This window comes from Leisingera aquaemixtae (genome assembly GCF_006740765.1).
Lineage (GTDB): Bacteria > Pseudomonadota > Alphaproteobacteria > Rhodobacterales > Rhodobacteraceae > Leisingera > Leisingera aquaemixtae.
The window spans coordinates 2,052,708-2,068,150 of sequence record NZ_CP041159.1; the positions used below are offsets into that span (position 1 = coordinate 2,052,708).

Consider the following 15,443-nt stretch of genomic DNA (forward strand, 5'->3'; position numbering starts at 1 on the left):
ACCGCCGGTTTGCGCAATTTCTGCCAATCCGCAGGCCTTCAGCCGCGCCAGAACCGCACCGTCAGAATGGCATAGACCGCCATCAGCTCCAGCCGCCCGATCAGCATTGCCGCGCTCAGGATCCATTTCGCCGGGTCGTTGAGGGTCGAGAAGTTCCCGGCAGGCCCGATGGTATCGCCGAGACCCGGGCCGATGTTGGCCACCGCAGTGGCCGCCCCCGACACCGCGGTGACGAAGTCCAGCCCCGTCAGCGCCAGCGCCCAGGCCACCACGCCCAATGTGACCACGAAGAACATGAAGAAGGAGATCACCGAGCTCAGCACTTCAGCGTCCACCGGGCGCCCGTCATAGCGGGTGATGAACACCCCGTGCGGCGACCGGATGCGCTGGATCTGGTTGCGGATCGAGGCAAACAGCAGCTGATAGCGGAAGATCTTGACCGAACAGGCGGTGGACCCCGCGCAGCCGCCGATCAGCCCGGTGAAAAAGAAGATCATCACCAGAAAGCTGCCCCATTGCATGTAATCGGCACTGGCATAGCCGGTGCCGGACATGATCGAGGTGATGTTGAACAGGGCCGAGCGCAGCGCTTCCTCGCCGCCGTGCGGGCGCGCGTAATACAGCACCCCCGCGGCGATCGCGACCAGCAGCCCCAGCGTCATCATGAAGCCGCGGATCTGGCTATCGAGCAGCATCGGCGTGCCATGGCCGTTGATCAGCTGCACATAGCGCACGAACGGCAGCGCCGCGAGGATCATGAAGACGGACGCGGCATATTCCACCGGCCCGGCAAAGGCGCCGAAGGACGCATCGTAATTGGCAAAGCCGCCGGTGGCGATGGTGGTCATCGAATGCACCAGCGCATCGAACGGCCCCATGCCCATCACCATGTAGACCAGCATGCAGACCAGCGTCAGCGACACGTAGATCAGCGAGATCTGCTTGGCGATCGCCTGCGCGCGCGGCAGGATTTTGCCAAAGGTGTCAAAGCTTTCGGATTTAAAGATCTGCATCCCCCCGACCCGCAGCTCGGGCAAGAACACCATCGCAACCACAATGATGCCGATACCGCCCAGCCACTGCAGGATACCGCGCCACAAAAGCAGCCCGCGCGGCAGATCATCCAGCCCCGAAATCACCGTCGATCCGGTGGTGGTCAGCCCCGACATCGCCTCAAAAAAGGCATCGACAAACCGCAGCTCGGTGGCTCCCAGCATCAGCGGCACCGCCCCGAACAACGGCAGCGCCAGCCAGACCGTCGTGGTCAGAAGGAAGGTCTGGCGGATGCTCAGCCCCTCCTTCACCCCGTTGGCGCAGCTCAGCGCCAGCAGGCCGCCCACCAGGATGGTGAACACTGCGCTTTCGAGAAACACATGCCATTCGCCGCGGCCGTCCAGCAGGTCGACCAGCAGCGGGAACACCATCATGGCTCCCAAGATGACGACCAGCAGGCCGATGACATACCCTACCGGGCGGAGATCCAACATGCGGCGCAGCGTTGGCCCCCCGCGCGGTAAGTGTCAAGTGTGCGGCGCTATTCGCCGCGGCCGCTTTTGCCCGCGGCGTTGCGCTGCGGCATCTTCGGCGGTGAGGACGGCTGGCGCGGCCGCTTCGCAGAACCGGATTGGGCTGCCTCTGCCTTGGCAGGAGCTTGCGCCTCCGCGGCTGGGGCTTTTGCCTCGGGTGCTTTGGCCTCTGCTGCTTTCACCTCAGGCGCCTTTGCTGCCGGCGCCTTTGTTTCTGGCACCTTTGCTTCAGCCGCCTTTGCCTCCGGCGCCTTTGCCTCCGGCGCCTTTGCGTCAGGCGTTTTTGCTTCAGGCGCCGCGGCCTTTGCTTCAGCTGCCTTTACCTCCTGCGCCTTTGCCTCAGCGGCCTTTGCTTGCGGCGCTGCGGCAGGTGCTGCGGCGGGCTTGGCCGCGGGTGTATCTTCCGCCTTGGCGGCCTGTTCCGGCGCGCTCTTGCGGGCGGAGGAGGCGCGGAACACCGCAGGCGCCTCTTTCATTCCGGCTCCGGCAGCCGGTCCGTCTTGCTTGGCGGCCTGTTTGTCCTCTGCCGCTTTGGCGGGCTGCGCCGCGGCCGGTTTTGCCTGCTCCGGCTTCGCCGCCGTATTTGCCGCCGCTGCACGGACCGGGGCCTTTCGCGCGGCAGGCTTGCGGGTTGCGGTCTTGCGGGCCGCTTTCCGGGCCGTCTTGGCAGCCGGTGCCTTGCGGGGCGCCGCCTTGACTGCGGCTTCCGCCTCGGGCGCGGCTGCGGTGTCCGCCTTCACGTCCGCTTTGGCCGCCGGTGCGGTCTCCGCGGCTGCCGGGTTTGCCCCCATCAGCCGCCGTTGCGCCTCAAGCATTGAATGCGCCATCCGCATCTGCTCATAGGGGGCCTGCAGCGCGGCCTCTGCCGCCTGGCGCCACAGCTTCAGCTGCATACCGGCTGCAAAGCCGGCCCATTCATGCGCCCGGGCCGTGAAACCGGCAATATGGTGAAAGCTCGTCATCTGATACTCCTCAAGTCCTGCACTGGCCTCGCGCCGGGTCTGCGTTGCGATCTCCGGGCAAAGGTAACGGGGAGCGGCCGCCGGTTCAGCACCGGGCCGGGTACAGCAGAATCCGGGCCGTCAATTGCAGACACCTGCGCACAAGCTCCCCTGCCCCCGGCAGGATAACCGGGGGATTCGCAAGGCAGGCTAACATGCGTTTCTGCGCAGCGGCATAAATTTTGCGGCAATGCAGAAAATGCCGCGCCGCAGGGCCGATTCAGGCGGAAACCTGCCTGCACAACAGGCAGGCCCGCGTCCGGCTCAGCCGTGGTGGATCAGGGTCGCGAACAGTTTCGGGTCCAGGCTCATCGCCTTGAACAGCGGGCCCTGGGTCAGCACGCTGACGGCATCATGGCTGTGCAGGCTCTCCTGATGGCTGGCCACCACCCGGAAATCGCCGATCCGGGGATCGCCCTGCAGCGCCTCGCAAAACAGCCGCGCCGCATCCTCGACAAAGATCGGGTTGGCAGCGTTCAGCTCTGCAAAGGCCTGCTCGTCCTCGCGCTTCACCATCACCTGGGTCTCGGTCGGCACCGCCTTGCGGCACAGCTCGATCAGGTCCTCGAACCACAGGCACTGGCTGCCCGGCACCGACTGCACCGAAATCCGCGCGACAGAGCGCTGCGAATGCGGCGTCGCCAGCTGGCCGCGCGCCTGGCGGGCGTGCTCCGACAACTCCAGCGAGCATGGGCAGGTCGAGGAATAGACATAGTCCAGGTGCATGATCTTCTCGCGCACCCCGTCGTGGTCCACCAGCTCCAGCGCAAAGTCGTAATACTGGTAGCCGCTGAGGCCCGAGCGCAGGCTTTCCACCCTTGCAGGGAAGGAAAACCGCATCTGGATGCGCGCATCCGGGCTGTCCAGATCGCTCAGGTAGTCATCCAGCGCTCTGGCCATGACCTCGAAGCTGAACGTGCGCTCCGCATGTTTGTAGAAAGTGCGCATGATCCGGGACATATTGATGCCCTTCTTGCCCGCATCCAGGGACACGGTGCCGGTCACACTGGTTTCCAGCGTCAGATCGCCGTCGTCGCGGGTATGAAAGCGGATCGGCAGGCGGAAGTTGGAGATCCCCACGTGCTGGATCTGCTCCTTCGCACCGCGGATCAGGCTGGTCGGCCCGTTCTGCAAATCAGGCAGCGTCGCGCGGTAGGCGTCGTCGGATTTGAAATCCTCGGGGTAGGTCCGCGACAGATCCGGATAATTGCCCACCTCGCGGCCCGGCAGCAGCCGCGCCACAGCAGGATCCAGCTCGGCAATCTCGGTCTCGGTCACGGTGCCGGCCCAGGCCCGCAGCACATCCAGCGCGGCGGCAGCTGCCTCGCGGTCCGGCGCCTCAGCAGCGTCGCGGTTGTGAATGTTCATCGGCGTTTCCCCCAAGTGATACGGCCCATATAGGGTGCGGCAGGCCACCCTCATATACTGTTACGCGGCAATTATCAAAACGGATCCGCCATTTGCGGCAGAACCGGCGCCTTAACGGACCCCCAACGCCTCAGCAAGCGCGCTCAACCGCCGCGAACGCGACTTGTAATGGGCCGTGACCAGGACATAGGGCCGCGCCATCTCCAGCGCCGGGCCGGGCAGCCGGTGCAGCCTGCCCGCGCGGATTTCGCCGCCCGCCACCTGCTCCGGCAGCAGCGCAATGCCCAGTCCCGCCTGCACCAGCGACACCACAGAAGGCACCGATTGTCCTATGACCGCAGAAGAGAGGTCTTGGCGTTCAATCCCGTGCTGCGTAAAATACGCCCGCCAGCCCGGAACCGACGATATCGTCTCGCCCCAGGCAACCTCGACCAGCGGCGCGCTGCGCATATCGGCCTGCGGGTCCGCCCCGACGGGCACCAGCCGGTCCTTGAACAGCACCTGCGTGCGGTGCTCGGGATGCTCACCGCCATAGGTCAGCCGGGCATCAATGCCCTCAGCCTCCAGATCAATCCTGTCATCCTCGATTCTAAGCCGCACCGGCACATCGGGCCGCGCCTGCGCAAACAGCTTCAGCCGCTCCGGCAGCCACAGCTGCGCCAGCGCCGGCGTGGCCGAAATCACCAGCGGACGCCGGGTGCCGCCCTCGGTCAGCGCCTCGGTAAAGCTCGCTATCTCCGCCAGCGAGACCGCGGCCCGCTGATAGTAGTCCCGCCCCGCATCGGTCAGCCGCACCTGATTGGCGCGGCGGGTGAACAGCGTCAGCCCCAGCCACTCCTCCAGGTTCTTGACCTGCATCGACACCGCCGCCGAACTCACTCCCAGCTCCGCCCCCGCAGCCGAAAAGCTCCCGGTCCGGGCGGCGCACTCAAAGGCGCGCAGGGCATTGAGCGGCGGCAGTTTCATGGCCGCACAGTGCAAGTTTTTCTTATGCTCGCCAAGATATTTTACAGTGGTCAGCCCCCCGCCCCGCGCGCAGGCTTGGGAAAAGCCCAAAGCCCCCCAAGGAACACCCCATGCGCGGCATTCTTGATCTCGACCGTTACCCGCTCGACCGCCCCGCCAGCCCGGAATGGCAGGTGCTGGTGGACCGCTGCCGCGCCGAACTGGCCCGTGACGGCATGTTCAGCCTCGGCGGGCTGATGAAGCCGGAGGTGGCGCAAGCCGCCGCCGACGCGCTGAAAGGCAAGTTTGAGACCGAAAGCTTCCACCATAAGCGCGCCCACAACATCTATTTCAAGGACCGTGTCGAGGGGCTGGCGCCGGACCACCCGGCGCTGCAGAAGGTCGAGACCTCGAACTTCACCCTCTGCGCCGACCAGTTCCCCGGCTCGCCGGTTCTGCGGCTTTACGACTGGCCGCCCTTTGCGGAGTTCCTGGCAGCGACGATGGACAAGCCCGCGCTTTACACCATGGACGACCCGCTGGCGCGGCTGAACATCATGTCCTACGGGGCGGAGCAGGCGCTGAACTGGCACTTCGACCGTTCCGAATTCACCACCACTATGCTGCTGCAAGCGCCCGAGGCAGGCGGCGAATTCATCTACAGCCCTGAGCTGCGCAGTGACGGCGACCCGAATTACGCGGGCGTCGAGCGGCTGCTGCGGGGGGAGGACCCCAACATGCGTTCGATCACCCTGGCCCCCGGCACTCTGAACATTTTCCGCGGCAAGAACTCGCCCCACCGTGTGGGTACGGTCAAAGGCGGAAAGACGCGGGTGATCGCTGTCTTCACCTTCTACGAACGCCCCGGCGTGCGCTTCACCGACGCGGAAAACATCGGCTTCTACGGCCGCGCCTCCTGACCCGAATGCGCCGAAAAGAGAGAGGGGGCTGTCTGCCCCCTCTTGAGCCTTCCGGCTCAATTCACCCCCGAGAGTATTTCGAGAAAGATGAAAGTCTGCCGGATCTCAGGCCTGCGCGGCCTCCAGCGCGGCCTTGATGTCAGCGATCAGGTCGTCGGCATCCTCCAGCCCGACCGAGAAGCGCACCAGGCCGGGCGTGATGCCCAGCTCCGCCTTCAGTGCATCGCTCAGGCGCTGGTGGGTGGTGGTCGCCGGGTGGGTGGCGATCGACTTGGCATCGCCCAGATTGTTGGAAATCACCGGGATGGTCAGCGCGTTCAGGAACTTGAACGCCGCCGCCTTGCCGCCCTTCAGGTCCAGCGACAACACGGTGCCGCCCTTGCCGCCCAGCTGGCTCTGCACCAGCGCGTTCTGCGCATGGCCTTTCAGCCCCGGATAGATGGTGCGCTCCAGCGCCGGATGGCCGTCCAGCGCCTCGGCAATCTTCAGCGCGGTCTCAGCTTGCGCGTTGACCCGCAGCGACAGGGTCTCCAGCCCCTTCAGCATCACCCAGGCATTGAACGGGCTGAGCGACCCGCCGGTGTGCTTCATATAGGGTTCCAGCGTGCCGCGGATGTAGTCTTTGGTGCCCAGCACCACCCCGCCCAGCGCCCGGCCCTGGCCGTCGATATGCTTGGTCGCGGAATAGATCACCACATCGGCGCCCTGCTGGATCGCGTTGGAGAACACCGGGGTCGAGAACACGTTGTCCACCACCACCGTGGCGCCAGCGGAATGGGCGATCTCCGCCACTGCCTTGATGTCGATCACCTCCAGCGTCGGGTTCGACATGCTCTCGAAGAACACCGCCCTGGTGTCCGGGCGCACGGCGGCCTTCCAGGCGTCAAGGTCGGTGCCGTCAATGAACGTCACCTCCACTCCGAAGCGGCCAAGCACATCCGCCAGGATATAGTTGCAGGAGCCGAACAGCGCCTTGGCCGAGACGATGTGATCGCCCGCCTTCACCAGCGAGGTCAGCGCGCCGTTGACCGCCGCCATGCCGGAGGCGGTGGCAAAGGCGTCCTCGGCCCCTTCCAGCGCCGCGATGCGCTTTTCGAACATATCGACGGTCGGGTTGCCGTAGCGGGCATAGATGAACTCATCCGGGCCGGTCTCGATGAACCGCGCTTCTGCCTGCTCGGCAGTCTCGTAGACAAAGCCCTGGGTCAGAAAGATCGCTTCGCTGACCTCGTTGTACTGGCTGCGGCGGGTGCCTGCATGCACCAGCTTGGTGCGGCTGTTCCAGGTGTCGCTCATCTTCAGTCTCCTCGCGCCCATAGCGCACAAAAAACCCCCAATCGGCCAAGCGAAAGGGGGTCCTTCACGTCCTGACCTCTTTAGCGGGATTGTTTAACGTGGCCCGCAATCCGGTAACAAATCGCCACGATGTGATGCAGCGGCTTTACGCATCTTGCGGGATTCGGTCAAGCGGCTGGATCCCCGCACGCCACCCGCCAGGGTCACAGCGATGTGAGCGCTAATGCCCCTTGCCCGGCCCCGCGCCCCATGCTCCTGTGGCCGGGCATACAGACGGAGGCACGCGATGCAGGACCCCATCCGGCTCTTCTACTGGCCGACACCAAATGGCTGGAAAATCTCCATCGCGCTGGAGGAGATGGGCCTGCCTTATGACGTCACCCTGATCGACATCGGCAAGGGCGACCAGTTCGCGCCGGAGTTCCTGAAGATCTCCCCCAACAACCGGATGCCCGCGATCATTGACCCAGACGGGCCGGACGGCGCGCCGGTCTCGCTGTTCGAAAGCGGCGCCATCCTCCAGTACCTCGCCCGCAAGACCGGGCAGTTCTACGGCAGCGGCGAACGCGCAAGGCTCAAGGTGGATCAATGGCTGATGTGGCAGATGGGCGGCGTCGGCCCGATGGCGGGCCAGGCGCATCACTTCCTGAAATACGCGCCCGAAGATATCCCCTACGCCAAGGACCGCTACCGCAGCGAGGTCGCCCGCCTCTATGGCGTTTTGGACCGGCAGCTGGCGGAGAACGAATATGTGGCGGGAGCGGACTGTACGATTGCCGACATGGCCATCTGGCCCTGGGCGTCCTTATGGGAGGGCCAGCAGCAGACCCTGGAGGACAAGCCGCATCTGGCCCGCTGGCTGGATCTGATGTGGTCGCGCCCCGGCGTGGTGGCGGGCCGGGCGCTGCACGCGGACCTGCGGGCGGACAGGTCGGACAGCAAGGCGCAGCAGGTGATATTCGGGCAAGGCCGGTAGACCGCGCAACCGCAGCGCACCGCAGGTGCGCTGCCCGGCCCAAGGCTTTGCGCCGCATCTTTGATGCGGGGCAAAGGCGCGGGAGCCCGCCGCTGCCGCCGGGGGTTACTCCGCCGGGCCGGCCTCTTCCTCGTCGCTGTATTTCTGGAACAGCTGCCCCTGCAGCATGAAGAAGGCAAACATCGCCACCGGCAGGCCGAAGGTCTTGAAATAAACCCAGGTCTCGGTGCTCTGGCTGCGCCAGATCAGCTCATTCGCCACCGCCAGGCCAAAGAAGAACGCGCACAGCCGCCGGGTCAGGATCATCCAGCCCTCCTGCTTCAAGGGCATCAGCTCCTCCATCACCACCTTGAGCCAGCTTTGCCCGCGCATCAGCCCCAGCCCCAGCAATCCGCCGAACAGCAGATACAGCATAGTCGGCTTCATCTTGATGAACCGGTCGTCGTTGAACCACACCGACATGCCGCCAAACAGCACCACCAGAATGAGCGTGGCAAACTGCATCCGCGACAGATGCCCCGTCAGCTTCCACAGCGCGAGCGTGGACGCCACCATCAGCGGAATGAAGGCCGCGGTGATGACGATGAAGCCCTTGTATTCGCTGCCGCCGATCAGAAACACCTCATCCTTCAGCTTCAGATAGCCGATGAAGAACAGAACCACGGGTCCCAGTTCCAGCACCATCTTCAGGGTCGGGTTGATCTTCTTTGCGGCCATGGGGCCTCCTCAATGCTCTCGCGGCGGTCTCAGCCGCCCATTTCCACTATCACGGCGCCCAGGGCGATCAAAGCCATCAAGGCGATCCGCCGCGGCCCCACGGTTTCCTTCAGCACCAGCCAGCCGATAAGGGCGGCAAACACGGTGGAGGTCTCGCGCAGCACCGCCGCCTCCCCCACCTTGTCCAGCCGCGTCGCCAGCATGATGGCCCCAAAGGAGGCAAAGGCCACCAGCCCGCCAAAGACCCCCCGGACCATCAGCGGCCCCGGTGCGGGCGGTTCCGCCATGCTGCGCCAGCGGGTGAAGGCAATCACCGGAAACACCAGCCCGTCGATCATGAAAAACCACGCCAGGAAGGTGAACGGATCCGCCGTCGCCCGGATGCCATAGGCGTCATATGTGGTGTAGGCGGCCACAAACAACCCGGTCACAACCGCCAGCCCCAGCGCAATCCCCAGCGTGTCGCGGTTCACCGTCAGGTAGCGGTAGTTGTATCCCGCAAGGCCAAAGATCCCCGCCAACAGCACCGCCACCCCCAGCCACTGCACGAGGGTGAACACCTCGCCGAACAGAAAGAAGGAGCCGATCACCGTGAACAGCGGCCCGGTCCCGCGCACCACCGGGTAGACCACGGTATAGCTGCCCTTGGTATAGGCCAGCGCCTGAAACAGCTTGTAGAAGACGTGGATCACCCAGGCGACGGCAAAGATCAGCCACATATGCGGCTCCGGCCAGGGCACCACGAACAGCGCAAAGGGGGCTGCCATCACGCAATAGGAGAAGTCGATCGCCCCGCGCGACAGCCAGGGGTCATGCCGCCCCTTTTGCAGCGCCCCGAACACCGCATGCAGAAAAGCCGCCCAGATCGCCAGGAACAGCGCCGCCTGATGCCCGGCCTCAGTGCCTTCCAGGGAGATCAGCCAATCGCTCAAATCAAATGCCTTTGCGCGGGAGGAAAGCGCCGGGGGCTCTGCCCCCGGACCCCCGGGATATTTTCAGCCAGATGAATAAAGGATCAGGATTTTTCAAGGCCGGTGAGCGCCGCGGCAAACTCTTCCGGATCGAAAGGGGCCAGATCGTCGATTTGCTCGCCCACCCCGATGGCGTGGATCGGCAGGCCGAACTTGTCGGCCAGCGCCACCAGAACGCCGCCCTTGGCGGTGCCGTCCAGCTTGGTCATCACCAGGCCGGAGACATCGGCCAGCTGCTGGAAGGTGCCGACCTGGCTCAGCGCGTTCTGGCCGGTGGTGGCGTCCAGCACCAGCAGGGTATTGTGCGGCGCGGTCTCGTCCTTCTTGCGGATCACCCGGACGATCTTGGCCAGCTCCTCCATCAGGTCGGCGCGGTTCTGCAGCCGGCCTGCGGTGTCGATCATCAAAAGGTCTGCACCGTCCTCCTGTGCCTTGGTCATTGCATCAAACGCCAGCGACGCAGGATCGGAGCCTTCCGGCGCTGTCAGCACCGGCACGCCGGCCCGGTCGCCCCAGACCTGCAGCTGTTCTACGGCAGCCGCGCGGAAGGTGTCGCCCGCAGCAATCACCACCTTCTTGCCTGCGCCCTTGAACTGGCTGGCCAGCTTGCCGATGGTTGTGGTCTTGCCGGAGCCGTTGACCCCCACGACCAGCACCACCTGCGGGCGCTTGGCATAGATCGGCAAGGGCTTTGCGACCGGTTCCATGATGCGCGCGACTTCCTGCGCCAGCAGTTCCTTGATCTCGCGGCTGGAGACCTTCTTGCCCATCCGGCCCTCGGCCAGGTTGGCGGTCACCCGCAGCGCGGTATCCACGCCCATGTCAGCGGCGATCAGCAGCTCTTCCAGCTGCTCCAGCATGTCGTCATCCAGCGCCCGGCGCGGCTCGGCAGCGGCGGTGCCGCGGCCCATCAGACGGCCCAAAAGGCCCGGCGATTTTTTCTCAGGCTCCGCTCCCGCCTGCGGCGCAGGTTCGCGGGCCGCTGCCGGCTCCGGCGCGGGCGCAGGTTCGGGCGCAGGCTCCGGCTCGGCCACAGGGTCAGGCTGCAGAACCGGCGCCGGGGCGGGCTGCTCCGGCGTCACCGCCGGGGCCGCTGCCAGGGCCTCCGCCGCCTCATCCGCAGCGCTCTGCGCGCCCTCCTCGACAATCGCATCGAGCCCCTGCTCGAGCTTGGAGGAGGATTTGAACAGCCGCTCCTTGAGCTTTGAGAAAAACGCCATCTTGGTCTCCGCAAAAGGGTCTGCCCCCCACCTAATGCGGATTGGGCCGGAGTGCAAAGCGCAACGCGCCGCGGACCTCAGGAAAATGCCGCCAGAAAGCCCGCTTGCGCCCCCCAGTAAAGCGGCCAGACCGCATAGGGCGTGATCCGGCGCAGCGCATGATCCTCCGGCAAGACAAAGGTCTCCGCCGCCAGCACCATGTCCGACAGCATGAAGGCCGCGGCCGCGGCAATGACCCAGGTGCCGAACGGCAGCGTCAGCGCCGCCGCCCCCATGCCGAGGATGATCGGGATATAAGCCAGCACCGGTCCCTTCAGCGCACCCGCCCGCGGCGCCAGAACGCGCGCCATCGCCAGCCCCAGCAGCAGCAGAGCCGCCGCGATGATTGCCCCCGGCATCTGCAGCAGCCGCGCCGGATCGCTGTCACCGTGCGTCAGGAACAGCACCGCATAGGCCAGATGCCCGGCGGCAAAGGCGCCGACGCCCGCCATGAACGCGGCCTCGCCGTCGCGCGACAGGAACAGATCGCCCAGCGCGCAGAGCCCCAGCGCCAGGGCTAGCAGCCAGGGCGCCCCCGCCAGCACCGCCGCCAGCGCCAGCAAAGCGACCGATGCCGTTTTCAGCACACTGCGCAGCAAACCGGGCGGCTGCGCTGCCATGGCCAGATAAACCAAAGCGCATGCCGCAGCCCCTGCCCATAGCATCAGTTCCGCCGCCATGTCCTGCCCCCCTTCGATTTTCCGCCACTCTGTCCCCGCAGGGCGCGCGCCGTCAAAGGTGACCCGGCGGGAGCCTGCGCAGAAACACGCAACGCTTGGCGCCGGCGCCGGTCCTGAGGCACAGTGGCCTCATGCGCTCCTTGATGATTCTCCTGCTGGCAGCCCTGCCCGCCCCGCTGGCGGCAGGCGAGCCGCTTGGCGCCGCGGAATTCGACCGCTACACCCAGGGCCGCACGCTGTTCTATGGCTTTGGCGGCTCCCTCTACGGGGTCGAACGCTACCTGCCGGACCGCCGGGTGATCTGGTCTTTCCTGGACGGCAAATGCCAGGACGGCAGCTGGTACGAGGAAGCGGGCCAGATCTGTTTCATCTATGACAACCGCGATGATCCGCAGTGCTGGACCTTTGAGCTTACCCCCGGCGGGCTGACGGCCCGGTTCGAGGATGATCCAGCCGCGACCGAGCTGTACGAGGCCGAGGACATCGGCGAGGACATGCTGTGCTACGGCCCCGACGTGGGCACCTGAGGCCGCCGCAAATGCCCCGCTAGAGCAGTGAGCCCTGGCCGCCGCCCTTTGCCGGCGGGTTCGGTCCCTCCGTCTTCGGAGCGTCAGCGGCGCCGCCGTCCAGATCCAACGTGCCATCGGCAAATTCGATCTGCAGGGCACCGGCCTTGGCGGCAGCAGCCCGGGTGGTCAGGATCTCATCCCCTGAACGCACCACCGCATAGCCACGTTCCAGCGTCGCCTTGTAGCTCAGGATTTCCAGCTGCCGCCCCGTGGCGGTCAGGGCCTGCCGCTGGCGGTCGATGCGCGCGGCCTGCGCCGCATTCAGACGCTGCACGAGATGCGCAAGCCGGTCCTGCTGCTGCTTCACCTCTCTTTGGATCGGCCGCAGGCTGAGGCGCGAGGACAGGTTCTGCAACCGGTTTCGCCGCCCCTCGACCAGCTGGCGCAGGGTGGCCGGGCGCAAGCTGGCCGCGGTTTCGCTCAGATGCACCCGGCGCCGCTGCACGCCGCTGATCAGCGCGCCGGGCAGCCGGTCGGAAATCCGGTCCAGCCGCTGCCGCGGGGTTTCCAGAAGCGTGTCGGGTTTCGGCAAGGCCCGGGCCAGATCGTTCAGCCGCTGGCGCCTGAGCTGCACCGCCTGCCCCGCAGCCCGGGTCAGCCGCGCGCCCTGGGTCTCCGTCCAGGCCATCAGCTCCAGCCGCACCGGCACCGCCAGCTCCGCCGCCGCGGTTGGGGTCGGCGCCCGGCGGTCGGACACGAAGTCGATGAGCGTGGTGTCCGTCTCATGCCCCACGGCAGAGATCAGCGGGATCTGCGAGGCCGCCGCGGCGCGCGCCACGATCTCCTCGTTGAAGCCCCACAGGTCCTCAATCGAGCCGCCGCCGCGGGCCACGATGATCAGATCGGGCCGCGGCAGCGCGCCGCCCGGCGTCAGCCGGTTGAAGCCCTCGATGGCGCGGGCCACCTCCGGCGCGCAAGTTTTCCCCTGCACCGCCACCGGCCAGACCAGCACCTTGCGCGGAAACCGGTCGCGCAGCCGGTGCAGAATATCGCGGATCACCGCACCCGACGGCGAGGTCACCACCCCGATGATCTGCGGCAGGTAAGGCAGCGGCTTCTTGCGCTCGGGCGCAAACAGGCCCTCCGCCTCCAGCTGCTTCTTGCGCTTTTCCAAGAGCGCCATCAGCGCACCCTGCCCGGCAACCGCAACCTCATCCACGTTCATGTTGTACTTTGACTGCGCGCCAAAGGCCGTCAGGCGGCCGGTGACAACCACCTCAAGCCCTTCCTCCGGCACCACCGACAAGCCGCTGATCTGCCCCTTCCACGTCGTGCAAGCCAGCACCGAGCGGTCATCCTTGATGTCGTAGTACAAATGCCCGGAGCGCGCCTTGAACACCCGCCCCACTTCGCCGCGCACCCGGATGCGGCCGAATGTGCCCTCCAGCGTACGCTTCACCTCGCCGGAAATCTCGGAAACGGTGAACTCCGGGGCGTTCTGCCCAGGCTGAGGATCGTCAAACAGGTCGGACATCGGGGGCTGCTCTCCTGCGGCTTTAGGCCGGTCTTGTTTTGAAGTCGCGCGCAGCATAGAACGCGCCGCAAGCAAGGCAAGCCCCGGGAGGCCACCCGGGACGCCACAGGGCTCAGGCAGATCGGAGAATGCGCCAATGAACATCCTTATCCTCGGCAGCGGCGGGCGTGAACATGCACTGGCCTGGGCAGTGATGCAGAACCCCAAATGCGACAAGCTGATCGTGGCGCCGGGCAACGCGGGCATCGCCCAGATCGCCGATTGCGCCACTTTCGACATCGAGGATGGCGGCACCGTGGCCGCCTTTGCCGAGGAAAACGCCATCGACTTCGTGATCGTCGGCCCCGAGGCGCCGCTGGCCGCGGGCGTTGCCGACCGGCTGCGCGAGGCAGGCCTCCTGGTGTTCGGCCCCTCCGAGGCCGCCGCCCGGCTGGAAGCCTCCAAGAGCTTCACCAAGGAAATCTGCGACGCGGCAAACGCCCCCACCGCGGGCTACGGCCATTTCACCGATGCAGACGCCGCCAAGGCCCATGTGCGGGCCAACGGTGTTCCCACCGTGGTCAAGGCTGACGGTCTGGCCGCCGGCAAAGGCGTGATCATCGCGATGACCGAGGACGAGGCCATGGCGGCCATCGACGACATGTTCGGCGGTGTCTTTGGCGGCGCCGGCGCCGAGGTGGTGATCGAGGAGTTCATGGAAGGCGAGGAAGCCTCCCTGTTCGTGCTGGTGGACGGCGAGGACGTTCTGGCGATCGGCTCCGCCCAGGACCACAAGCGCGTCGGCGAAGGCGACACCGGCCTTAACACCGGCGGCATGGGCGCCTACTCCCCCGCGCCGGTGCTGTCGGCTGAGGTCGAGGCGAAAGCGATGGAAGAGATCGTGAAGCCCACCATGCGGGTGATGGCGGAACGCGGCATGCCCTATCAGGGCGTGCTCTATGCGGGTCTGATGATCAAGGACGGGCAGCCGCGGCTGGTGGAATACAACGTCCGCTTCGGCGATCCGGAATGCCAGGTGCTGATGATGCGCCTCGGCGCCCAGGCGCTGGACCTGATGCACGCCGCGGCTGAGGGCCGCCTGAGCGAGGCGCAGGTGAACTGGGCCGACGATCACGCAATCACCGTGGTGATGGCGGCAGAGGGCTATCCCGGCTCTTACGAGAAATTCTCCGAAATCAAGGGCCTGGACGCGCTGCCCGAGGACAGCAGCAATATGGTGTTCCATGCGGGCACCCAGGAACAGGACGGCAAGGTGCTGGCCGTCGGCGGCCGGGTGCTGAACGTGACCGCCCGCGGCGGCTCCCTGCAGGAGGCCCGCGACCGCGCCTATGCGATGGTGGACGGGGTGGAGTGGCCGCAGGGCTTCTTCCGCCGCGACATCGGCTGGCGCGCGCTGAAGTAACACGGCAGGCAGGCAGGGGCTCCCGCCTGCTCCCGGTCAATCACAGATTGCCCGTCTCAGTTGGGCGTGGCCGGGCGCTGCCGCGCCCGGCAGCGGCGTCCGGCGGCAAGTGCCGCACCCGATTACGCCCCTTGGCGCCGCAGCCTGGCAGACCGAGAGCCGCCGCACCGGCGCTTGCACCCTGGGTCCGCACCCGCCGCCCGGTACGCCGCGCCGGAACCGGGGTACTTTGCCAGCCGCGCCAAGCGGCTGCCTTCGGGCAACGGAACGGCGTCTGGCCCTGCCCGCTCTGGCACGTCGGCGCAGCTGCTGAACCGGCCCGCCCTGCCGGGAAGAGAC

General features: G+C 66.3%; 14 protein-coding genes and 1 riboswitch. Of the genes, 4 read left to right on the forward strand and 10 right to left on the reverse strand.

What is annotated here, in order from left to right:
- Nucleotides 1-38 precede the first annotated feature (38 nt).
- The 4 genes from R2C4_RS11710 to R2C4_RS11725 form a co-directional block, all read right to left on the reverse strand.
- Nucleotides 39-1,487: a TrkH family potassium uptake protein gene (locus R2C4_RS11710; protein WP_141890772.1), complete on the reverse strand. Its 1,449-nt coding sequence runs from the start codon at nt 1,485-1,487 to the stop codon at nt 39-41.
- 47 nt (nt 1,488-1,534) lie between these two features.
- The gene (locus tag R2C4_RS11715; RefSeq protein WP_141890773.1) at nt 1,535-2,488 is read right to left on the reverse strand and encodes a hypothetical protein; all 954 of its coding nucleotides are present in this window, start codon (nt 2,486-2,488) and stop codon (nt 1,535-1,537) included.
- A 303-nt stretch (nt 2,489-2,791) separates the two neighbouring features.
- The gene (folE2, locus tag R2C4_RS11720) at nt 2,792-3,895 is read right to left on the reverse strand and encodes a GTP cyclohydrolase FolE2 (RefSeq protein ID WP_141890774.1); all 1,104 of its coding nucleotides are present in this window, start codon (nt 3,893-3,895) and stop codon (nt 2,792-2,794) included.
- Nucleotides 3,896-4,006: 111 nt separating this feature from the next.
- Complete coding sequence (locus R2C4_RS11725; protein ID WP_141890775.1) at nt 4,007-4,861, reverse strand: LysR substrate-binding domain-containing protein; 855 nt, start codon at nt 4,859-4,861, stop codon at nt 4,007-4,009.
- 110 nt (nt 4,862-4,971) lie between these two features.
- On the opposite strand from R2C4_RS11725, the gene R2C4_RS11730 reads away from it, so the two are divergent.
- Nucleotides 4,972-5,760: a HalD/BesD family halogenase gene (locus R2C4_RS11730; protein ID WP_141890776.1), complete on the forward strand. Its 789-nt coding sequence runs from the start codon at nt 4,972-4,974 to the stop codon at nt 5,758-5,760.
- Nucleotides 5,761-5,865: 105 nt separating this feature from the next.
- Here R2C4_RS11730 and metZ read toward each other — a convergent pair whose 3' ends face one another.
- Nucleotides 5,866-7,056 carry an O-succinylhomoserine sulfhydrylase gene (gene metZ / locus R2C4_RS11735; RefSeq protein ID WP_141890777.1) on the reverse strand — a complete coding sequence of 397 codons (1,191 nt, stop codon included), beginning with the start codon at nt 7,054-7,056 and terminating at the stop codon, nt 5,866-5,868.
- Between the two features lie 59 nt (nt 7,057-7,115).
- Nucleotides 7,116-7,194, reverse strand: a riboswitch (SAM riboswitch).
- 148 nt (nt 7,195-7,342) lie between these two features.
- Here metZ and R2C4_RS11740 point away from each other — a divergent pair.
- On the forward strand, nt 7,343-8,032 hold the full coding sequence (locus R2C4_RS11740) for a glutathione S-transferase N-terminal domain-containing protein (protein ID WP_141890778.1): 690 nt from the start codon (nt 7,343-7,345) through the stop codon (nt 8,030-8,032).
- Between the two features lie 105 nt (nt 8,033-8,137).
- Here R2C4_RS11740 and R2C4_RS11745 read toward each other — a convergent pair whose 3' ends face one another.
- The 4 genes from R2C4_RS11745 to R2C4_RS11760 form a co-directional block, all read right to left on the reverse strand.
- Nucleotides 8,138-8,749 carry an inner membrane-spanning protein YciB gene (locus R2C4_RS11745; RefSeq protein ID WP_141890779.1) on the reverse strand — a complete coding sequence of 204 codons (612 nt, stop codon included), beginning with the start codon at nt 8,747-8,749 and terminating at the stop codon, nt 8,138-8,140.
- A 29-nt stretch (nt 8,750-8,778) separates the two neighbouring features.
- Nucleotides 8,779-9,681 carry a DMT family transporter gene (locus tag R2C4_RS11750; protein ID WP_141890780.1) on the reverse strand — a complete coding sequence of 301 codons (903 nt, stop codon included), beginning with the start codon at nt 9,679-9,681 and terminating at the stop codon, nt 8,779-8,781.
- 83 nt (nt 9,682-9,764) lie between these two features.
- Nucleotides 9,765-10,940, reverse strand: a complete 1,176-nt coding sequence (gene ftsY, locus R2C4_RS11755; protein WP_141890781.1) for a signal recognition particle-docking protein FtsY — start codon at nt 10,938-10,940, stop codon at nt 9,765-9,767.
- A gap of 77 nt (nt 10,941-11,017) precedes the next feature.
- Nucleotides 11,018-11,659 carry a lysoplasmalogenase family protein gene (locus R2C4_RS11760; RefSeq protein ID WP_141890782.1) on the reverse strand — a complete coding sequence of 214 codons (642 nt, stop codon included), beginning with the start codon at nt 11,657-11,659 and terminating at the stop codon, nt 11,018-11,020.
- Between the two features lie 131 nt (nt 11,660-11,790).
- Between R2C4_RS11760 and R2C4_RS11765 the strand changes: the two genes are divergently transcribed.
- Nucleotides 11,791-12,186 (forward strand): hypothetical protein, encoded by a 396-nt coding sequence (locus tag R2C4_RS11765; protein WP_141890783.1) that lies wholly within the window; start codon nt 11,791-11,793, stop codon nt 12,184-12,186.
- 19 nt (nt 12,187-12,205) lie between these two features.
- Here R2C4_RS11765 and xseA read toward each other — a convergent pair whose 3' ends face one another.
- Nucleotides 12,206-13,702 carry an exodeoxyribonuclease VII large subunit gene (xseA, locus tag R2C4_RS11770; RefSeq protein WP_141890784.1) on the reverse strand — a complete coding sequence of 499 codons (1,497 nt, stop codon included), beginning with the start codon at nt 13,700-13,702 and terminating at the stop codon, nt 12,206-12,208.
- A gap of 136 nt (nt 13,703-13,838) precedes the next feature.
- Between xseA and purD the strand changes: the two genes are divergently transcribed.
- On the forward strand, nt 13,839-15,104 hold the full coding sequence (gene purD, locus R2C4_RS11775; protein ID WP_141890785.1) for a phosphoribosylamine--glycine ligase: 1,266 nt from the start codon (nt 13,839-13,841) through the stop codon (nt 15,102-15,104).
- Nucleotides 15,105-15,443 lie beyond the last annotated feature (339 nt).